18 protein-coding genes are annotated in these 19349 nt (G+C 61.3%); 9 read left to right on the top strand and 9 right to left on the bottom strand.

Translation table 11 applies throughout. The features are described from left to right. Positions 1 to 4: 4 nt before the first annotated feature. From EDE09_RS04560 to EDE09_RS04570, 3 genes are all read right to left on the bottom strand, one after another. Positions 5 to 1258, bottom strand: a complete 1254-nt coding sequence (locus EDE09_RS04560) for an RNA polymerase sigma factor (RefSeq protein ID WP_132409161.1) — start codon at positions 1256 to 1258, stop codon at positions 5 to 7. Then, complete coding sequence (locus tag EDE09_RS04565; protein WP_105374016.1) at positions 1255 to 1629, bottom strand: YciI family protein; 375 nt, start codon at positions 1627 to 1629, stop codon at positions 1255 to 1257. The genes EDE09_RS04560 and EDE09_RS04565 overlap by 4 nt, the downstream gene beginning before the upstream one ends. A gap of 75 nt (positions 1630 to 1704) precedes the next feature. Further along, positions 1705 to 2568, bottom strand: a complete 864-nt coding sequence (locus tag EDE09_RS04570) for a helix-turn-helix domain-containing protein (protein ID WP_132409163.1) — start codon at positions 2566 to 2568, stop codon at positions 1705 to 1707. A gap of 136 nt (positions 2569 to 2704) precedes the next feature. Here EDE09_RS04570 and EDE09_RS04575 point away from each other — a divergent pair, with 136 nt between their 5' ends. The 5 genes from EDE09_RS04575 (at position 2705) to EDE09_RS04595 (ending at position 6097) form a co-directional block, all read left to right on the top strand. After that, positions 2705 to 3544, top strand: a complete 840-nt coding sequence (locus EDE09_RS04575; RefSeq protein WP_132409165.1) for an N-acyl homoserine lactonase family protein — start codon at positions 2705 to 2707, stop codon at positions 3542 to 3544. An 89-nt stretch (positions 3545 to 3633) separates the two neighbouring features. Continuing rightward, complete coding sequence (locus EDE09_RS04580) at positions 3634 to 4338, top strand: glutathione S-transferase N-terminal domain-containing protein (protein WP_132409167.1); 705 nt, start codon at positions 3634 to 3636, stop codon at positions 4336 to 4338. Positions 4339 to 4380: 42 nt separating this feature from the next. Further along, on the top strand, positions 4381 to 4836 hold the full coding sequence (locus EDE09_RS04585) for a GFA family protein (protein ID WP_132409169.1): 456 nt from the start codon (positions 4381 to 4383) through the stop codon (positions 4834 to 4836). A gap of 94 nt (positions 4837 to 4930) precedes the next feature. Beyond that, positions 4931 to 5362, top strand: coding sequence for a glyoxalase/bleomycin resistance/extradiol dioxygenase family protein (locus EDE09_RS04590; RefSeq protein ID WP_132409171.1), 432 nt, complete (start codon positions 4931 to 4933; stop codon positions 5360 to 5362). 240 nt (positions 5363 to 5602) lie between these two features. After that, positions 5603 to 6097, top strand: coding sequence for an invasion associated locus B family protein (locus tag EDE09_RS04595; RefSeq protein WP_348631304.1), 495 nt, complete (start codon positions 5603 to 5605; stop codon positions 6095 to 6097). 79 nt (positions 6098 to 6176) lie between these two features. Here the strand turns inward: EDE09_RS04595 and EDE09_RS04600 are convergent, their stop codons facing one another. From EDE09_RS04600 to EDE09_RS04620, 5 genes are all read right to left on the bottom strand, one after another. After that, entirely contained in the window at positions 6177 to 6983 is an 807-nt protein-coding gene (locus EDE09_RS04600; RefSeq protein ID WP_245505072.1) for a hypothetical protein, read from the bottom strand. Continuing rightward, a complete protein-coding gene (locus EDE09_RS04605) occupies positions 6977 to 7822 on the bottom strand; it encodes an RHS repeat-associated core domain-containing protein (protein WP_132409173.1) in 846 nt (281 codons plus the stop codon). Before EDE09_RS04605 ends, EDE09_RS04600 begins: the two co-directional genes overlap by 7 nt. A 131-nt stretch (positions 7823 to 7953) precedes the next feature. Beyond that, positions 7954 to 9174, bottom strand: coding sequence for a D-alanyl-D-alanine carboxypeptidase (locus tag EDE09_RS04610; protein WP_132409175.1), 1221 nt, complete (start codon positions 9172 to 9174; stop codon positions 7954 to 7956). 108 nt (positions 9175 to 9282) lie between these two features. Continuing rightward, the gene (gene glpK, locus EDE09_RS04615; RefSeq protein WP_132409177.1) at positions 9283 to 10776 is read right to left on the bottom strand and encodes a glycerol kinase GlpK; all 1494 of its coding nucleotides are present in this window, start codon (positions 10774 to 10776) and stop codon (positions 9283 to 9285) included. Between the two features lie 146 nt (positions 10777 to 10922). Beyond that, entirely contained in the window at positions 10923 to 12899 is a 1977-nt protein-coding gene (locus EDE09_RS04620; protein ID WP_132409179.1) for a HAMP domain-containing methyl-accepting chemotaxis protein, read from the bottom strand. Between the two features lie 289 nt (positions 12900 to 13188). Between EDE09_RS04620 and EDE09_RS04625 the strand changes: the two genes are divergently transcribed. From EDE09_RS04625 to EDE09_RS04640, 4 genes are read left to right on the top strand one after another with little or no spacing between them, the layout of a single operon-like run. After that, positions 13189 to 13965, top strand: coding sequence for a 3-hydroxybutyrate dehydrogenase (locus EDE09_RS04625; protein WP_132409181.1), 777 nt, complete (start codon positions 13189 to 13191; stop codon positions 13963 to 13965). Between the two features lie 49 nt (positions 13966 to 14014). Continuing rightward, on the top strand, positions 14015 to 15487 hold the full coding sequence (xdhA, locus tag EDE09_RS04630) for a xanthine dehydrogenase small subunit (RefSeq protein WP_132409183.1): 1473 nt from the start codon (positions 14015 to 14017) through the stop codon (positions 15485 to 15487). 2 nt (positions 15488 to 15489) lie between these two features. Continuing rightward, positions 15490 to 17829 (top strand): xanthine dehydrogenase molybdopterin binding subunit, encoded by a 2340-nt coding sequence (gene xdhB, locus EDE09_RS04635; RefSeq protein WP_132409185.1) that lies wholly within the window; start codon positions 15490 to 15492, stop codon positions 17827 to 17829. Positions 17830 to 17831: 2 nt separating this feature from the next. After that, positions 17832 to 18341: an N-acetyltransferase gene (locus tag EDE09_RS04640; RefSeq protein ID WP_132409337.1), complete on the top strand. Its 510-nt coding sequence runs from the start codon at positions 17832 to 17834 to the stop codon at positions 18339 to 18341. A gap of 82 nt (positions 18342 to 18423) precedes the next feature. Here EDE09_RS04640 and EDE09_RS04645 read toward each other — a convergent pair whose 3' ends face one another. Continuing rightward, positions 18424 to 19281 carry a manganese catalase family protein gene (locus tag EDE09_RS04645; RefSeq protein ID WP_132409187.1) on the bottom strand — a complete coding sequence of 286 codons (858 nt, stop codon included), beginning with the start codon at positions 19279 to 19281 and terminating at the stop codon, positions 18424 to 18426. Between the last annotated feature and the right edge of the window lie 68 nt (positions 19282 to 19349).

Raw genomic sequence — 19349 nt, forward strand, 5'->3', positions numbered from 1 at the left:
TCCGTCATTCCACCGGCGAAGGAACTGCGCCGAGCTTGTCGATCTGCTGGCGGATATGGGCGCATTCGGCCGCAGAATTGGCGAGCGCGATCGCCCGGTCGAAGGCTTCGCGCGCCTCGGCCTTGCGATCCAGCTGCATCAGGAAGCTGCCGCGCACCCCGTGGAAATAGAAATAGCCGTCGAGCCTTTCGGAGAGCGGAGCGATCAGCTCGAGCGCTTGTTCCGGACCCTCGAGTTTGGAGACGGCGACCGCCCGGTTGAGGGTGACGACAGGCGACGGCCGGAGGCGTTCCAGGAGACCGTAGAGCTGGTTGATCTCCGCCCAATCTGTCTCCTCGGGCCTGGCGGCGCGCGCATGCAGGGCGGAGATCGCCGCCTGCACCTGATAGGGGCCGGGCTGGCGATGGCGGATCGCCTTGTCGAGCAGCACCAGGGCCTCGTTGATCAGCTTGCGGTCCCAGAGAGAGCGATCCTGGTCTTCCAGCAAAATGATCTGGCCTTGTCCATCGAAACGCGCTCCAGCGCGGGAATGCTGCAGCATCATCAGCGCGAGCAGGCCCATGATCTCGAGTTCTGACGGGAAGATGCGCAGGAGCAGCCGGGCGAGCCTGATCGCTTCCTCGCAGAAGGCGGCATTGTCGGGATTGTTGACGCCGGCGGAATATCCCTCGTTGAAGACGAGATAAATCATCGAGGACACGATGCCGAGCCTTCTCGCCCGCTCGGCCGCATCCGGCGTCTCGAAGGGGACGCCCGCTTTTGCGACGCGCGCCTTGGCCCGCGTGATGCGCTGCTCCATCGCCGCCTCGCTGACGAGGAAGGCGCGGGCGATCTGCGGCACGGTGAGCCCAGAAACGATCCGGAGCGCCAGCGCAATCTGCTGGGTATTCGGCAGGTCCGGATGGCAGCAGATGAACATCAGGCGCAGGATGTCGTCCCGATAATTGGAATTGTCGAGCCGGTCGGCGATATCGTCTTCCGCGTCGGAAAGATCGGAGAAGGCTTCCTCCTCCGGCAGTGGATCGTTCTTGGCGCGCTTGCGGACCGCGTCGATGCCGCTGTTGCGGCCGACGAAGATCAGCCAGGCGGTCGGGTCTCGCGGCGCACCCTTTTCCGGCCAGGTCCGGATGGCCCGCAGGCAGGCTTCCTGAAACGCCTCTTCCGCGGTGTCGAGATCGCGGAAATAGCGAAGCAGGGCGCCGAGGGCCTGCGGCCGGGCGGCCGTCAGTGCAAGTTCGATCCACGCGATATCGGTCATGTCTGGATCGCTCCCGGGTAAAAGACGTGGAAGGGCCGGATCTCGTAGGAACTCGAGCCTGGATTGACGCTCGACAGCTGCTTGGCGAAGGCGACCGCCTCGTCGAGTGTTTCGGCGTCCACGGTGTAGAAACCGAGCAGCGCCTCCTTGGTTTCCGCGAACGGGCCGTCGATCACCAGCGGCTCGTCCTTGCCCTTGCGCACGGTCGTCGCGGCGGTCGTCGGCATGAGGCGGGCCACAGGTCCGAGCTTGCCGGCCTGCATCAACGGCTGCTGGACCTCGATAAGCCTGTCCATAACGGCCGCCTCCTCCTCCTTGGACCAGGCAAAGACCGTCTCTTCATGGGCGTAACAAAGGATGGCGTATAACATCTCGGCTTCCTCTCCAGTTGAAGACGAAGGAGTAGCCGCTGATCCGACCGGCCGCAGCAAATTTTTTTGAGAAACCTAGCGCCGCCCCGAGGGGCTTGTTCCAAAACTTTCCCGGAAGCGGCGGGAGAAATGCGAGCGCGAGGAATAACCCGCCGCCTCGGCGGCTGCGAGACTGGATGCACCGGCGGCAAGTGCATTGTGCCCTGCCCGGAGACGCTCGCGACGCAGGATTGTTCGGAAGGAGGTGCCTTCGACGGAAAGACGGCGCCTCAATGTCGAGGCACCGAAACCCAATTCTCTCGCCACCTCAGCAACGCTCCACTGTTCGGAAGGAGCCGTTGCGATCAGCCAGGCGACCTCTTCCGCGACGCTCTGGCGAAACAAGGCGCGCGCTTGCGGCAGCGGCCTCAGGAGTGCAAGGACTTCGGTCATCCTCAGCCGTTTTATCGTCTCGCCAGTGGACTCGTCGGCAATCGACGTTGCCGCATGGCAGAGCGCTTCCACCAGATCTTCGCCGAGCGGCACGCCGAACGAGCCCGCCGCGCGGCCTTCCAGTCTCTCCGCTGCGGAAAGCGGCGTAATCCCTTCCGGCAGGCTCGGCACGTCGAGGCGAAGCGCGACGTAAAGGCCGTTCATCTCGTCGGGAATGTTGAGGACGTCCATCGGCACCCCGGCCGGCAGCACGAAGACCGAGCCCGCCGGAAAGGATTGCGCCCGGTCGCCCAGCCACACGTCCTTCTGACCATAGAGCACGATGCAGATCATCGGACAGTCGAGCTGCAGTGCCGTCATCCGCTCGCGGTCGAAACAGCAATAGGCAAAGAGCTGCCCGCCATAGGGGTGCATCCCCCTGTCAAGCCGGCCGGAAACGACCGGGCGCAGGCGGTCGAGCAGGCGGTGGGAGAGATCGGGAAAACGGTCGCGGATGAAAAGGTTCATGGGCGCACTATAGCGCATCGGGCTATGCAAAAAATATCTCCGCTGAGCGTTTCGGGCTCAAGGCGATGAATTTCCGGCACCAGCGGACCTTCAGGAACGGGCAAAAGGCGGCGGCTTCAACACAGGAGACATTCTCATGAAGACCCTTGCGTCCCTCTTCAGCCTCGGCGCCGCATTGCTGGCGCTGTCCGCCCCGGCCAAGGCAGCAGCCGATCTCGAACTTTGGCGGCTCGACTGCGGCTCCGTCGTGATCAAGGACCTGTCGAGTTTTTCCGATACCTTCAGCTACAAGGGAGAGACCCGCACCCTGACCGCCAGTTGCTACCTAATCCGCCACGGCACCGACTATATGCTCTGGGATGCCGGGCTGCCGGCAGCGTTGATCGGCAAGGCAGCGGATACAAGCCAGGCGATGGCGCCGGCGCTCGCCATCGATATACCGACCCAGCTTGCCAAAATCGGCATCAAGCCGGAGCAGATCGGCATCGTCGGCGTCAGCCACAACCACTTCGACCATATGGGCCAGGCAGCCAGCTTCCCCCAAGCGACGCTGATGATCGGTGCCGGCGACTGGAAGAGCCTGCATGCCGATCCCCCGCCCTTCGCGATGATGTCCGCGCTGGTTCAGCCGTGGATGGACGGAAAGGCCAAGGTCGATCCGGTTACCGGCGATCGCGACGTGTTCGGCGACGGCCAGGTGATGATGCTCGCCATGCCGGGCCACACCGAAGGCGAAACGGCATTGCTGGTAAACCTGCCGCAAACGGGACCGGTGCTGCTGTCCGGCGACGTCGTGCATTTCGAAGAGCAGATCGCCAACCGGGGCGTGCCGCCGTTCAACGTCAACAGGGCCGAAAGCCTCGCCTCGATGGAACGCATGGCTGACATTGCCGAAAAGCTCGATGCAAAGCTGATCGTCCAGCACGATGCGAGCCATATCGGCCGCCTCCCGGCTTTCCCCGCCAGCGCCCGCTAGCGGGAACGCCCTATTCATGAGATCGCCACTGGCGCATCGCGCGCCGGTGGCTATATTCCGCGGGAACAAATTGCAGCCGAGGAACCCGCATGGCCGATCTCTCCGCCTTTCCCATCACCGCGAAATGGCCCGCCCAGAACCCGAACATCCTGCAGCTCTATTCGACGCCGACGCCGAACGGCGTAAAGGTTTCGATCATGCTGGAGGAGATCGGCCTGCCCTACGAGCCGCATTTCATCAATATCGGTGAAAACGAGACCTGGGGACCGGAATATCTGTCTCTCAATCCGAACGGCAAGATCCCGGCGATCATCGATCCGGACGGTCCGGGCGGCAAGCCGCTGGGTCTCTTCGAATCCGGTGCGATCCTGATCTACCTCGCCGAAAAGACTGGCAAGCTGCTGCCCGCCGACCCTGCCAGGCGCTACGAAACCATCCAGTGGGTGATGTTCCAGATGGGCGGTTTGGGGCCGATGTTCGGCCAGCTCGGCTTCTTCCACAAATTCGCCGGCAAGGATTACGAAGACAAGCGCCCGCGCGACCGTTACGTCAAGGAATCGGCCCGCCTCATCCGCGTCATCGAGACCCGGCTCGAAGGCCGCGACTGGATCATGGGCGACGAATACACGATTGCCGATATTTCCATGCTCGGCTGGGTGCGCAACCTGATCGGTTTTTACGGCGCCGGCGAACTGATCGAATACGACCAGCTGAAGCTGGTCCCCAAATGGCTGGAACGCGGCCTTGCCCGGCCCGCGGTTCAGCGGGGCCTGGAAATCCCGAAGCGGCCCTAGGTCTCGCCCACGCACCCAGCCTAGAAAGACATAGAGACTCCCATGACAAAACCCACACTCCCGATCGAAGGTTCATGCCGCTGCGGTCGGGTCCGGCTGAGGATCAGCGCCCAGCCGATCCTCACCATGGCCTGCCATTGCAGCGGCTGCCAGAAGATGAGCGCCAGCGCCTACTCGCTCTCCGCCGCCGTTCCGGCGGAGGGTTTCGAGGTCATCGAGGGCGAGCCGGTGATCGGCGGCCTGCATGGCCCGGACGCACACCACTACCATTGCCCGCACTGCAAGAGCTGGATGTTTACCCGCCCGGAAGGCATGGACTGGTTCGTCAACCTGCGCCCCACCATGCTCGACGACGCAAAATGGTTCTCGCCCTTCATCGAGACCTACACATCCGAAAAGCTGCCCTGGGCGACGACCCCCGCCGTGCATTCCTACGAGACCTTCCCGCCTTTTGAGGCATATGAAGGACTGGTCAGGGAATTCGCGGAAAAAAGCTAAAAAATATCTCAGCCCATTTGTCGGCCTCCACGCATCTCGCTCGTCCTTGGGCAGGTTCAACCCGAACCTCAACCGAACAAGGAGGGAGATTTTCATGGAAGCGGCAGTTCAGACGAATGACAATCCGGCACCCTCGCCCGTCCGCGGCGGGCTTGTGGCCTATCTGCAGGTGGACGGCGCGATGAAGGCGGCGGAGTTCTACAAAAAGGCCTTCGGCGCCACCATCGAGTCCTTCCATCCGGTGGATGAGCAGGGCCGTACGATGCACATCCATCTCTACGTCAACGGCAGCTCGCTGATGTTGTGTGACCCCTTTCCGGACTACGGCCATCCCTTCGAAAAACCGCAGGGTTACACCGTGCTGCTGCCGCTGACGAGCGGGGACATCGATTTCTGGTGGAAGCGTGCCGTGGATGCCGGGCTTGAAATCACCCTCGAGCTGCAGGTGATGTTCTGGGGCGACCGCTACGGCCAGCTCCGCGATCCTTTCGGGGTCAACTGGTCGATGAACGCACCGGTAAAATAACCCCGGTCTGATCAATGAAGGCTCTGAGGGCGGCCGGTTCGGTCGCCCTTTTTCCATTTTGGCGCCGAGCGAACACGATTGGCTCAAACCTTTGTGACCGGAAACGCCTCTGCTTCGACACAAGAATTAACGTCTCGGTAACCGTCCGGACCTTGAATGGGGCCATCCTGAAATGAGGCCCATCTCCAGGCCGAGGACCGGCAGTTCTTGACCTCGGGCCTGTTGCTTTGTGGAGATATCATGCAGATCAAGCCCTTCGCCCTCGCTCTTTCCTTCACTCTCGTCGCAGCTGCCTCCGCGACCGCCCAGCCGACCCGGGTCGCGCAATTCGACGCCTGGGGCGTCTATTCCTATACGGACGCCGGCCAGACGACCTGCTACGCACTCTCGGTGCCTATGAATGCGGCGCCCCGCGGCGTCGATCATGGGGACAATTTTTTCCTGATCGCGCCCCAGGGCGAGACGGCCTATGCGCCGCAGGTGGTCATGGGCTACCCCCTTCAGGAAGGGTCCGAGATCAGTATCAAGGTAGGGGACGAGGCCTTCCGCCTGCTGCCCGAGGACAAGATCGCCTGGCTGCGCAACAAGGATCGCGAGCCGGTTCTGGTCGACGCCATGCGCGGTGGACGCGACATGACCCTCGAAGCCATTTCCCGCCGCGGCACCAACACCAGCTATTCCTATTCGCTGCGCGGCGTCAGCGCCGCACTCCAGGAAGTGCGCAAATGCCGTTGATCGTCTCTCAGCGCCAATATCTATCGCTCCACAAAGAGCTCAACCGCCTTCGCTTGCAACAGTGAACAAGCGAGGGAAATTATGACGTTATTACCATCAATCCTGCGCCGAGTATCACCGGCCTCACCGCTTCTATCCGCTCCGGCGGCACCGACCATAACCATGTCACATCAGAGAGGCGTACCAAATCACCAATCTTGTCCCTCTCGATCCATTCTGCAAGCGTGCCGTTTCCCACCTTCTGTGAGAGATGCCCCGCGGAGAGCAAGTTGATCTCAAAAACATCGCGCAATTTGGTTTCAAGCTGTCGCTGTCCAGGCAATCGACGAAAGACGCGGCCAAACTCGTAGTTTCGAGGTTGGATCTCTTTTGGCGAACCATAAAAAGTCCGATCAACTGTCGCGAAGCGAGAATAGCCTTGCCCGATCGCAAAAGAAGAGGGTCCCCAGTAAAACGGTACCCGGTAGCCGATGCCGTAGATCGGTGCCAGTTCAGCCACTAAAAGATCAAGAACCTTTTTGTAAACTCCCATGACATCAGGAACGGCACATTCGTCGATATGGACGTAGAACTTGGCAAATCTACCAACATCAAAACTAACCTGAATGGAATCCTCAGATAATATCCCCTTCCTCCTCCACCAGCAAAATCCGATACCTTCCCATCCATCAATCAAGGATGAGCGTTTTTTTATGTAGTTTCTGTAGCGATATGACTTATATTTCTCTTGACCCACCAACGTCAGAAAATCCGGTTGAGATCCTAGGATCTTAAATAATTGATCGCACAGACGAGTTGCAGCTAAGAAATCAATCTTCCGTTCCCACTCATACACAGCCAAGGAATGAACAGTATTGGTTTCTTTGAATAGTGCCTCATCTACCATCGGTTATCTCTGGAACTCGAACCCTTAGTCGGTGCTTCTCCAGTGGGATTCCCTCCTGTGGGATCTCCATCTCCGCCACGGGTAGTAACGTCACCTTCGCCCTTAAACCCAGCAGCGTCGATTTTGGAAACGTTGGTTGTGTTCTTCGCCTCCATCTCTACAGCCTTTTGGCTGGGCGAAACGCACTCGCAGATCTTCACAGTCGTCCCGTCCTTGTACACAACTGTAACGTCAGGGCGATTTTGTGAGACGCCTTTCGTGCCAAGAGCTGAATCGATGGTTCTGTTCAGATGAACCGAGGCTACATTTGGGTCCTTAGCATACTCGACGGCTTTCGCGTAGCTAACATCGGCGTGCCAAGTGTCCTTCCCAGCCTGCTGACCGTAACCATGTATCTTCCCGGCCCAATCGGGATCGAAATCAACCTTTGCTAGAGCTTTGGCATCATCGACCTTTTCAACCGCTCGCGCCGCTTTTGAAATCCCTGCGGGGACAAACGGAACCATGGCGGATGCGGCATCTACGCCGAGGTCAATAGTGCCCTGTGTCACCATTTCCTTGTTGTCAGTATAATGCCCGTACCCTATGGTACCGATATCAATAACAACATTTAATAAGTCCCATGCCGTGTCCAGTATATGGCCGGTAGGATCGCTTTTATTGATGGGATCGTTCGCCGCATAGGCATAGCGATTGGTACCCACTCCTTCGATAGAAGGATCCAGCGTGTCTGGTGAGATGAACCTCGCAGCAGACGTAGATGTCATCGCCACAAGCAACAAAACCGTGAAAAAGGCTCTAACTACTCTGCCCCACAAGTAAGAATTGAAATAACTCATACCGCCCCCCAATCTCGTAATATCGCATTAGTTGCAGAGAAAGGGGCCGATTCGTCAAGACGATAACGACGGCCTGTGGCTCGTCATATGATGAGAAAGCTGAAATGAATATGACGTAGCTGGCGCCAGCTTCACCGCACCACGAAGCAGTTCACCGCTTTTGCCTGCAGCACCGAGCAGGCGCGAGCGGCGGCGGTCTGGTCCGCGAAGCCGACGAAGCGGGCCCGGAAATATTCCTTTCCGGCCTCCGCATAGCTCTCGACGCTTGGGGCGATGCGGCCGAAATCCGTCGCCAGCAGCGAAACCGCCTTTTCAAGCATGGCGGAGGCTGCATCGCGGCTGCCGGCCGCGGCGATCTGGATTTGCCAAAGCGGGCCGACGGGTTCCCGCGGCGTCGGGGCGGCATAAAGATTGGCAATCGAAACCCTTGCCGGCGGAGCACCGAGCGAAATTTCCTTGCGCGGCGCGGCGAAGGCCAGCGGCGCGGCGCTTTCGGCCGGTCGTTTTCCCTGGTTTTCCAGAGCGATGAGACCGTCAGCGGCGGGAGTGCCGGCGCCTGGCACATACTTGTCGAGGAGAGCCGCCATCTGGTCGTCGCGCTTACGGGCCGACTTGCCGCCGAGGACGACACCGATCACCCGTCTTCCGTTGATATTGACGGCGCTCGCGATATTGAAGCCCGAAGCGCGGATATAACCGGTCTTCACCCCGTCCATGCCGGGATAGCGATACATCAGGTTGTTATGGCCGCGAATGCGCTTGCCCCGGAACTCGAAGGCACGCATCGAGAAGAGCTGGTATTCGCGGGGGAAGTCGCGGATGAGCGCAAGCGCCATCGTGCCCATGTCCCGCGCAGTGGTTACCTGGTCGTCATCCGGTAGGCCGGAGGCATTGCGGAACACCGTCCGCGTCATGCCGAGCTGGCGCGCCTTCTGGGTCATCATCATGCCGAACCGCGCCTCGGTACCGCCGAGATGATCGGCCATCGCGGCGGCAGCGTCATTGGCGGAACGCACCGCCATCGCAAGCACCGCCTCGCGCACCGTGAGCGTCTGGCCTGCCTTGACCCCCAGCTTGAACGGGATCTTGGAGGCTGCATTCGCCGTCATGACGATCTGCTCGTCCCAATCCAGGCGGCCCTGCTTGAGCGCCTCGAAGGTCATGTAGAGCGTCATCATCTTGGTGAGCGAGGCCGGATGATTGATGACGTCGGCGTTTTCCGAAGCCAGGACCTTGCCGCTCTGGGCGTCGTAGATGAAATGCGCATAACCCGCCTCGGCAGACGTTCGGCTCATCGCCAGAGACGCGCCGACGAGAAACAGGAAGGCCAGGACATGCGCAATTCTTGACATCGATCAACCTCGCTAAGTGCGCACGAACATAGGCCAAGGATGCTGGTGCGAAAATGGCGGAACTGAATTTTAGTGAAATTTCCGCACTTGCGTCCCCGGAAAGGTCGTCTAGCCGACGGCCAGCGTGCGTCTTACGGCGTCCTTCCAGCCCCGGATTTTTGCGCCGCGGGCCTTCTCGTCCATCTCCGGTTCGAAGCGGCGCTGGCGTGCCCAGCTCTTTGCGAACGCCTTCCTGTCCGGCCAGACCCCGGCCCTGGAGCCGGCAAGCCAGGCGGCCCCGAGCGCGGTCGTCTCGAGGATGGTTGGCCGGTCGACGGGCGCGTCGAGCAGATCGGAGAGCCGCTGCATGGTCCAGTCGGAGGCGACCATACCACCGTCGACGCGCAGGACGGTGTCGCCATTGGCATTGCGCCAGTCCCGGCGCATCGCGTCGAGCAGATCGCGGGTCTGGTAGCAGACGGCTTCGAGCGCGGCCCGCGCAAATTCGGCAGGTCCCGTCGCCCGTGTCAGGCCGAAGATCGCCCCCCTCGCCTCGGCGTCCCAGTGCGGCGCGCCAAGACCGGTGAAGGCCGGCACCAGATAAACCTCCTGTTGAGGATCGGCTTCCGCCGCCAAGTCGCCGGATTGACTCGCCTTTTCGATGATGCCGAGCCCGTCGCGCAGCCATTGTACGGCAGCGCCTGCGATGAAGATGGAGCCTTCGAGCGCATAAGTCGTCTCGCCATCGAGCCGGTAGGCAATGGTCGTCAGAAGCCGGTTTTTGGAGCGGCACATGTCGGCACCGGTATTCAGCACGGCAAAACATCCGGTGCCGTAGGTGGATTTCATCATGCCCGGTTCGAAGCAGGCCTGGCCGATGGTTGCCGCCTGCTGGTCCCCGGCGACGCCGAGAATAGGGATGACCGCTCCAAGCAGGCTTTCGTCGGTGACGCCGAAATCGTCGGCGCAGTCCTTGACCTCCGGCAGCATCGCGGCGGGAATGCGGAGTATATCCAGGAGTTCCTCATCCCAGCGGTTGTCGGCGATGTTGTAGATCAGCGTGCGCGACGCATTGGTGGCGTCGGTGACAAAGCTCCTGCCGCCGGTCAGCCGCCAGATGAGGAAGGTGTCGATGGTGCCGAAGCAAAGCTCGCCCTTGGCCGCCCGCGCCCGGGCGCCTTTGACGTTGGCGAGCATCCAGGACAGCTTGGTGCCGGAAAAATAAGGATCGAGGAGCAGGCCGGTACGGCGGGTGAACAGCTTTTCGAGATCCTGCCGTTTCAGCTTTTCGCAATAACTCGCGGTGCGGCGGTCCTGCCATACGATGGCGTTGTGGATCGGTTTTCCCGTGTCGCGTTCCCAGACGACGACCGTCTCGCGCTGGTTTGTGATGCCGATCGCGGCAATATCGGCGGATTCGATCTTTGCTTCCCTGAGAGCCTGCTTGATCGTCCACAGCACGGTTTCCCAGATCTCCTCCGGATCGTGCTCCACCCAGCCGGGCTTTGGAAAGATCTGCTTGAATTCCTTCTGGCCGATGCCGGCAATTTTCATCTTGCCGTCAAAAACGATCGCCCGCGTCGAGGTCGTCCCCTGGTCGATCGCCAGAACATAACCCGCCATGCTGCTCCTCCTCCCTGAGAGTCTTGTGGAGACGGTTTCAGCAGGCCGGATCGCCATGTGTCAAACAAAAACATCGAGCCTGCCGATCGGAAGTTCGATCGGCAGGCTCGATGAAGGTTTTGGTAAGGTCGGACTGGGCGGGGCGCTTAGAATTCTTCCCAGTTGTCCGCCGATGCCGCAGGCGAAGCCGCGACAGGCGCGCCACCGCCGGAAAAGGCCCTGGCGATCTTGCTGACCATGGAGCGGGCCGGAGATGCGGCAGGCACCGAGCGCACGGTCGCCGGAGTGACTGCCGCTGCCTGGCGAACCGAAACCGGAGGCACCGAGGCATTCCGGCCGAGCTGGAAGTTTCCGATCAGCTCGCGCAGGCGGCCGGCCTCGGTCGCGAGCGTAGCACCCGCCGCATTGGCTTCTTCGACCATGGCGGCGTTCTGCTGCGTCACCTGATCCATCTGGTTGATCGCGGTATTGACTTCGGAAAGCCCGACCGACTGTTCCTTCGCCGATGTGGCGATGGCGTCCATGTGCTGATTGATCGAGACGATATAGGCTTCGATCGCCTTCAGCGCCTCGCCTGTCTCGCTGACCAGCTTGACGCCGCTTTCCACTTCGACGGACGAATTGCGGATTAGCTCCTTGATCTCCTTGGCAGCCTTTGCCGACCGCTGGGCGAGTTCGCGCACTTCCTGCGCGACCACAGCGAAACCCTTGCCGGCCTCGCCTGCACGCGCTGCCTCGACACCCGCGTTGAGGGCGAGAAGGTTGGTCTGGAAGGCAATATCGTCGATCACGCCGATGATGTTGGAGATCTGGCTCGACGACTGTTCGATCTTGCCCATGGCGTCGACCGCGTTGGCGACCACGGTTTCCGACTGGCGGGCGCTCTCGTTCGCCTGGATGGCGACGATGCGGGCCTCCTCGGCGCGTCTGGAGGAATTGGAGACGTTAACGGTGATCTCGTCGAGCGCTGCCGCAGTCTCTTCGAGCGATGCGGCCTGCTGTTCGGTGCGTCTCGAAAGATCGTCGGCGCTCTGGCTGACCTCCCGCGCACCGCCATCGATCGAGGCGCTGACATCCGCCACCGTCCCAAGCGTTATGCTCAACTGTTCCACCGCACGATTGAAATCCGTGCGGAGCGTCTCGAAGTCCTCAGCAAAGGGCTGGCCGAGCTGGAAGGAAAGATTGCCTGCGGCAAGGTGCTTGAGCCCTTCCGCAAGCCCGTTCGTCGCCTGTGTCATCGCTTCGGCGCGGATCCGTTCCAGTTCGGCCGAACGGCGACGTTCCGCTTCCGTCTGGTTGCGCTGGGTCTCTGCCTCGCCCTCAAGTTCCTTGGCCTTCAGCGCATTGTCCTTGAAGACCTGGACCGCCTGCGCCATGCTGCCGACTTCGTCCTTGCGATCCTCACCCACCACGACGGCCGTGAGATCGCCTTCGGCAAGCCGCCCCATGACGCTGCCAAGCGACCGGATCGGTGCGGCGACATAGGCGCGCAGTGCCCAGCCGCTGACAATCGTCATCAGCACCAGCCCGCCGACCATCGAGCCGATGGAGGTCCAGTAAGTAGCAGCCGACTGTTCCGACAATTCGTCGCTGCGCACGGTCGTCGCCTTGGTGATTTCAGCGACCTTCCCGACGAGCGCCTTGGTCATCTCTTCGAACTGGGGAGAGCAATCCTTGAAAAAGAGCGAGGTGGCGCTCTTGATGTCGATATAGGTGATGGCCTTGGTGCCGGCTTCGACCGTCGCCCGGCAGAGGTTGTCCACGGTCTCGATGCCTCGGGCCCGGATATCCTTGATCGATGCGTCTTCCGGCAGGTCGGCAACCGCCAGGTCCATGAATTCGACGAAACGTCCACGGCTCGCCGCCAGTGCCTCGAGGGACGCCTTGTCCCGCTCCTTTTCCGTCGACAGAAGCAGATCGTAGATCGATCCGCGGACGGACTGGAAGGCGCCGGTCGCCCGCGACAGCGTAATGGAGGCATCCGCCTCCCGCTCCAGGAGATCGGAATAGGCGCCGCTGACGCTGTTGATCTGATGGCCCGCATAAAAGGAAAGACCGACGGCAAACAGGCCGAAGGCGACGAGCAGGACCAGGAACTTGCCGATAATGGGTAGGTTTTTCATGGAAGACCTGTTGAATGTGACGGGGGGATCCGATTCCATGGATCGTCAGGCGGGCGCCAGCCGACCGGCACACACCTCCCCTGCAGGTGACGTCATGTCACCCGATGAATGTCGCCAGCCTATAAGCCCAAGATTTATTAGCGGTTAATCGCAACAGAAACGGGCAGATAGCGGCAACTGCTCTGCCGTTGCAGCCTCCGATCCGCTACCGATTGCCATTTCGCCCGAATTGGGAATAACCTGTCCGACGTTGCGGCGCACAAGAACGCCGCGTTGGAGGAGATATGGCATGACCAGAACCGTCGTCGTCACCGGCTCAACGAGCGGCATCGGGCTCGGCATCGCGAAAGCGTTTGCAGCCGAGGGCGCCAATGTCGTCATCAACGGCTTTGGCAAGGCGGACGAAATCGAGGCGGTCCGCAAGGCGCTGGACGATGCGAGCGCCGGAACGGTTCTTTATCACGGCGCCGACATGACCCGGCCGGAGGAGATCGAGGACCTGATCGCCACGGCCGCGAAGAGCTTCGGGACCGTCGACGTTCTCGTCAACAATGCCGGCATCCAGCATGTGGCGAAGATCGAGGAGTTTCCGGTCGAAAAGTGGGACCAGCTGATCGCCATCCTGCTATCCTCCGCCTTCCACACGATGCGGCACACGATCCCGCTGATGAAGCAGGCCGGCAAGGGCCGCATCATCAATGTCGCTTCCGCCCACGCGCTGGTCGCCTCGCCGTTCAAGTCGGCCTATGTTGCCGCCAAGCACGGCATATTGGGGCTTACCAAAACGGCGGCCTTGGAACTTGCCGAATTCGGGATTACCGTGAATGCGATATGCCCGGGCTACGTATTGACGCCGCTTGTGGAAAAGCAGATCCCCGATACGGCCCGCGAGCGCGGCATTTCGGAGGCTGAGGTCAAGAGCGAGGTGATGCTGCGGCTGCAGGCGACAAAGGAATTCGTCTCGATCGACGAGGTTGCCGCAACCGCTATCTATCTGGCGAGCGATGCGGCAAGAAGCATCACCGGCACGCATATCTCGATCGACGGCGGCTGGACCGCTCAATAGGATCGAGAACAAAGGGTTTTTAGCCGGAAACGGCGGACGAAGGAGAGAAATGAGCGAAGCCATCCGCTTCATCCTGAACGGAGAAGAGGTCACCCTTGGAGATTTCGGACCGACGGAGACCTTACTCGATTATCTGCGCCTGAGGCGGCGGCTGACAGGAACCAAGGAAGGATGCGCCGAGGGCGATTGCGGCGCCTGCACGGTGCTCGTCGGGCGGCTGACGGAACAGGGCTTGCGCTACGAAAGCGTCAATGCCTGCATCCGCTTCCTGGGCTCTTTGCACGGGACCCATGTGGTGACGGTCGAGCACCTGGCCGGCCGGGATGGCGCGCTGCATCCGGTTCAGCAGGCCCTTGTCGACTGCGACGGTTCGCAATGCGGTTTCTGCACCCCGGGCTTCGTGATGTCGCTCTACGGCCTCTGGCTTTCCAACCAGGCGCCGACCCGCGCCGATATCGAAAGCGCGCTGCAGGGCAATCTCTGTCGCTGCACCGGCTATGAGCCGATCGTGAAGGCAGCCGAGCAGGTTTCGCAGAACCGGCCAAGCTCGCTCTTCGATCCGCTGGAGCGCGACCACATCCAGATCATGGCAAAGCTCTGGTCGATCCATTCCGAAGCCGACACGATTGTCGTTGAAAAGGATGGCGCCCGTTCCATCATACCGGCCTCGGTCGCGACCTTCTCCGATATCCTGGCGGAAGAGCCGGACGCGACCATCGTCGCCGGCGCCACCGATGTCGGCCTCTGGGTCACCAAGCAGATGCGGCTTCTCAATCCGGTGATCTTCATCAATCACCTGACCGAGCTGCAGTCCATTGCCGCCGATGAGACGACCATCACCATCGGCGCCGGCGTCAGCTATGCCCAGGCCTTCGATGTCCTGGCCGACGAAATCCCCCCGCTCGGCCGGCTGATCGACCGGATCGGCGGGCAGCAGGTCCGCAATATGGGCACGATCGGAGGCAATATCGCCAACGGCTCGCCGATCGGCGATACGCCCCCGCCGCTGATTGCGCTCGGCGCCGAGCTGACGCTCCGGACCCATGCCGGCCGACGCACCATAGCGCTTGAGGACTATTTCCTCGCCTACGGAAAGCAGGACCGGCTGCAGGGCGAATTTGTCGAGAAGGTTTGCGTGCCGCGTCCGGCCGAAGGCAGCCATTTCGCCGTCTACAAGATTTCCAAACGGCGCGACGAGGATATTTCCGCGCTTTGCGGCGCCTTCAACCTGAGCCTCGACGCCGAGGGCAAGGTCGCCCAAATCCGCATCGCCTTCGGCGGCATGGCCGCCACCCCGAAACGGGCCAGGCATGTGGAGGAAGCGCTGTTGGGAAAAGACTGGAACTGGGAGACCGTTTCGGCCGCCCGCAATGCGTTCGACGAAGACTACCAGCCGCTGACCGATTGGCGGGCGACGGCGGAATACCGCAGCCTCGCCGCCAAGAACCTTTTGACCCGCTTCTTCCTGGAAACCGCCGGCGCGCCGACCGAACTCCGCCGTTTCGAACTGGAGGAGGCGTGAGAATGGACAAGTCGACCTTCGAAACCAAACCGATCATCAAGGGACCCATGCACAGTGCGCTGAAACATGATTCAGCGCATAAGCATGTTACCGGAAGTGCCGAATATATCGATGATATTCCCGAACCCGCGGGCACTCTGCATGGAGGTCTCGGGCTATCGGATCGGGCGCATGCGGAAATCGTCTCGATCGATCTTTCCGCAGTCAAGGCCGCACCCGGCGTCGTCTGGGTGATGACGGCCGCCGACATACCGGGCTTCAACGACGTCGCCTCGACCGGCCAGCATGACGAACCGCTGCTGGCAACCACCAAGGTAGAGTTCCATGGCCAACCGGTCTTTGCCGTGATTGCCGAAACCCGCGACCAGGCGCGGCGCGCGGCAACGCTTGCCAGGATCGAATACCGCGACCTGCCGCACTGGACCGACATCGACGGCGCACGCGAAAACGGTGCACCGCTCGTCGTCGAACCGATGGTGCTGAAGCGCGGCGAACCGGAAACCGAGATCGCGAATTCTCCCCTTCGCGTGCAGGCTCATATGTATATCGGCGGCCAGGAGCATTTTTATCTGGAGAGCCATATTGCCCTCGCCATACCCGGCGAGGACGAGGACATCACCGTCTGGTCCTCCACCCAGCATCCGAGCGAGGTGCAGCACATGGTGGCGCATGTGCTCGGCATCGCCAACAACGCGGTGACGGTCATGACCCGCCGCATGGGAGGCGGCTTCGGCGGCAAGGAAACCCAGGGCAATCACTTCGCCTGCCTCGCTTCGGTGGCGGCCAAGAAGCTGAAGCGGGCGGTAAAATTCCGCCCGGACCGCGACGAGGACATGGCGGTCACGGGCAAACGGCACGATTTCCGGGTGGATTACGACGTCGCCTTCGACGAAGAGGGCCGCATCCATGCGGTCGAAGCGACCTATGCGGCACGCTGCGGCTTTTCCGCCGACCTTTCCGGCCCGGTCACCGACCGCGCCCTCTTCCACGCCGATTCCAGCTACTATTACCCGCATGTCCGGCTGACCTCGCAGCCTTTGAAGACGCATACGGTATCCAACACCGCCTTCCGCGGTTTCGGCGGACCGCAGGGCATGCTCGGGGCCGAGCGCATCATCGAGGAGATCGCCTACGCAACGGGCAAGGATCCGCTCGAAATCCGCAAGCTGAATTTTTACGGCAAACGGGGCTCCGAGCGGACGGTGACGCCCTATCACCAGGAGGTCGAGGACAACATCATCGCCAAGGTCGTCGAAGAGCTGGAGACCTCCTCCGACTATCAGGCGCGTCGCCAGGCGATCATCGACTTCAACGCCGACAGTCCGGTGATCCGCAAGGGCATCGCGCTGACGCCAGTGAAGTTCGGGATCTCTTTCACCATGACCGCCTATAATCAGGCCGGTGCCCTGGTGCACATCTACAACGACGGTTCGATCCACCTGAACCATGGCGGCACCGAAATGGGCCAGGGCCTCTATACCAAGGTGGCTCAGGTGGTGGCCGATGCGTTCCAGGTCGATATCGACCGGGTGAAGATCACCGCAACGACAACCGGCAAGGTTCCGAACACTTCGGCGACCGCCGCCTCCTCCGGCTCCGACCTCAACGGCATGGCGGCCTATGACGCGTGCCGGCAGATCAAGGAGCGGCTGATCGACTTCGCCACCCGCCAGTGGAAGGTCGGGCGCGACAAGATCGAATTCCTGCCGAACCGCGTGCGGATCGGCACCGAGATCGTGCCCTTCGACACCTTCGTCCGCGCCGCCTATTACGACCGGGTCCAGCTTTCGGCCGCAGGCTTTTACAAGACGCCGAAGATCCATTGGGACCGAAAGGCAGGCCGCGGCAGGCCGTTCTATTATTTCGCCTATGGCGCCGCCTGTTCGGAGGTGGCGATCGACACGCTGACGGGAGAATATCTCGTGGAGCGCACCGACATCCTCCACGATGTCGGCAAGTCGCTCAATCCGGCCATCGATATCGGCCAGATCGAGGGCGGTTTCGTGCAGGGCCTCGGCTGGCTGACCACCGAAGAACTGTGGTGGGATGCCAGGGGCCGGCTGCGCACCCATGCGCCGTCGACCTATAAGATCCCGCTCGCCTCCGATCGGCCGAAGACCTTCAATGTCAAGCTGGCGGAATGGTCCGAAAACGCCGAGCCGACCATCGGCCGTTCCAAGGCTGTCGGTGAGCCGCCCTTCATGTTGGCGATCTCGGTGTTCGAGGCGATATCCATGGCGGTGGCAAGCGTCGCCGACTACCGGATCTGCCCGCGGCTCGACGCGCCGGCCACACCCGAACGCGTGCTGATGGCGGTCGAACGGCTGAAATCTATGGGATGACCTTGAACATCCGCCCCGAACGCCCCGGCGACGAAGACATAATCCATGAGCTGACCCAGACGGCGTTTGCGGCCATGCCCTATAGCTCGGGAACAGAGGGAGCCATTATCCGGGGGCTGCGAAAATCCGGCGATCTTACGCTGTCGCTGGTTGCGGAGGATGATGGAGCCATCGTCGCGCATGTTGCCTTTTCGCCTGTCACCATCGACGGCATCCACGGCGGCTGGTTCGGGCTTGGCCCCATATCGGTGCAACCGGAGCGGCAACGGCAGGGAATCGGCAAAGCGCTCATAAGCGAAGGGCTGGAGAGGCTGAAGCAGCGCGGCGCGGCGGGCTGCGCCCTGATCGGCAACCCGGACGTTTATCGCGGCTCGGGTTTTGAAAGTGACGGCCTGCTCTCGTATGAAGGAGTGGACAGCCGCTACGTGCAGAGGATCCTGTTCCATGGACCCGTGCCGCGCGGGCGGCTGCGATTTGCTCCGGTCTTCGAAACAGAAAATAACACCGAGTGATGGTCAATCATCCCTCTAACATAAGACGGGCCGCAAGAGCGGCCCGCCCTCTGGAGCTATTGCGTTCCGCTAAAGAGCGGCTTTAGCCGATCTGGTCGGTCTGGGCGCCGCTGTCCGGTCTTGCGGGACCAAGCACGGGCTCCTCACCCATCGGCTCGTTCTGGAAGACGGTGAACTTGCCCTTTCCATCCATGGTGAGGCCGTCGTTCCAGCGCGCGGGAGGCGGCACGGACCCGTCGGCTGCCGTGGCAAAGAAGTCGTAGTTGTGACGCTGGTCTTCCTTTTCCTGCGGGAAACTGTTCGGAATCGGCAGGACCTTTTCGTGCCCGCCCAGTTCCTCGATCACTGCGAGCCACTGCTGCTGATGCATGGTGTCACGCGCAATCATGAAATGCAGCATATCCTTCATGCCTTCATCATGCGCGGCATTGTAGAGACGGACAGCTAGAACCCGGCCGGTGGCTTCTGCAGCGACGTTGCAATACATGTCGGCTGCCAGATTGCCGCTCGCATAGATATGCGACATGTCGAAGGGCACGCCTTCGGAATTGGCCGGAAATGCCGCAAGACCGGTGGAGAGGATGTGGCGGTGCAGCATTCCTTCGATCACGTGGCGCGGATTTTCTCCGCCCATCACGGCGCCGACGACGCCATCCGCAGATCCGGCTTCCTGCAATGCAACCGGTGCCTTATCAAGATTGAGCGCGACCGCGGTCGCTAACATTTCGATATGACCGATCTCCTCCGTTGCCGTGTGCAGGAGCATGTCGCGATATTTGGTATTCGGCCCCCGCGCGCCCCAGGCCTGAAAGAAATACTGCATACAGACCCGGATTTCTCCTTCGACGCCGCCGATCGCCTGCTGCAACATCCTCGCGAAAATGGGATCCGGGGCAGTAACCTTCACCGGATACTGCAACCGCTTGTCAAAGCTGAACATGGTTATTCCTCGTGCTGGAAAGTAAACTGGAAGTGGTAAAGCGACGCTACGAACGTCCGGGGAGCGAA

The sequence above is a fragment of the Neorhizobium sp. S3-V5DH genome, from assembly GCF_004343065.1.
Lineage (GTDB): Bacteria > Pseudomonadota > Alphaproteobacteria > Rhizobiales > Rhizobiaceae > Neorhizobium > Neorhizobium huautlense.

Excerpts from the sequence above, each read along its gene's own strand:
- EDE09_RS04560 (WP_132409161.1), bottom strand. The coding sequence starts at position 1,258 with ATGACCGATATCGCGTGGATCGAACTTGCACTGACGGCCGCCCGGCCG.
- EDE09_RS04565 (WP_105374016.1), bottom strand. The coding sequence starts at position 1,629 with ATGTTATACGCCATCCTTTGTTACGCCCATGAAGAGACGGTCTTTGCC.
- EDE09_RS04570 (WP_132409163.1), bottom strand. The coding sequence starts at position 2,568 with ATGAACCTTTTCATCCGCGACCGTTTTCCCGATCTCTCCCACCGCCTG.
- EDE09_RS04575 (WP_132409165.1), top strand. The coding sequence starts at position 2,705 with ATGAAGACCCTTGCGTCCCTCTTCAGCCTCGGCGCCGCATTGCTGGCG.
- EDE09_RS04580 (WP_132409167.1), top strand. The coding sequence starts at position 3,634 with ATGGCCGATCTCTCCGCCTTTCCCATCACCGCGAAATGGCCCGCCCAG.
- EDE09_RS04585 (WP_132409169.1), top strand. The coding sequence starts at position 4,381 with ATGACAAAACCCACACTCCCGATCGAAGGTTCATGCCGCTGCGGTCGG.
- EDE09_RS04590 (WP_132409171.1), top strand. The coding sequence starts at position 4,931 with ATGGAAGCGGCAGTTCAGACGAATGACAATCCGGCACCCTCGCCCGTC.
- EDE09_RS04595 (WP_348631304.1), top strand. The coding sequence starts at position 5,603 with ATGCAGATCAAGCCCTTCGCCCTCGCTCTTTCCTTCACTCTCGTCGCA.
- EDE09_RS04600 (WP_245505072.1), bottom strand. The coding sequence starts at position 6,983 with ATGGTAGATGAGGCACTATTCAAAGAAACCAATACTGTTCATTCCTTG.
- EDE09_RS04605 (WP_132409173.1), bottom strand. The coding sequence starts at position 7,822 with ATGAGTTATTTCAATTCTTACTTGTGGGGCAGAGTAGTTAGAGCCTTT.
- EDE09_RS04610 (WP_132409175.1), bottom strand. The coding sequence starts at position 9,174 with ATGTCAAGAATTGCGCATGTCCTGGCCTTCCTGTTTCTCGTCGGCGCG.
- glpK (WP_132409177.1), bottom strand. The coding sequence starts at position 10,776 with ATGGCGGGTTATGTTCTGGCGATCGACCAGGGGACGACCTCGACGCGG.
- EDE09_RS04620 (WP_132409179.1), bottom strand. The coding sequence starts at position 12,899 with ATGAAAAACCTACCCATTATCGGCAAGTTCCTGGTCCTGCTCGTCGCC.
- EDE09_RS04625 (WP_132409181.1), top strand. The coding sequence starts at position 13,189 with ATGACCAGAACCGTCGTCGTCACCGGCTCAACGAGCGGCATCGGGCTC.
- xdhA (WP_132409183.1), top strand. The coding sequence starts at position 14,015 with ATGAGCGAAGCCATCCGCTTCATCCTGAACGGAGAAGAGGTCACCCTT.
- xdhB (WP_132409185.1), top strand. The coding sequence starts at position 15,490 with ATGGACAAGTCGACCTTCGAAACCAAACCGATCATCAAGGGACCCATG.
- EDE09_RS04645 (WP_132409187.1), bottom strand. The coding sequence starts at position 19,281 with ATGTTCAGCTTTGACAAGCGGTTGCAGTATCCGGTGAAGGTTACTGCC.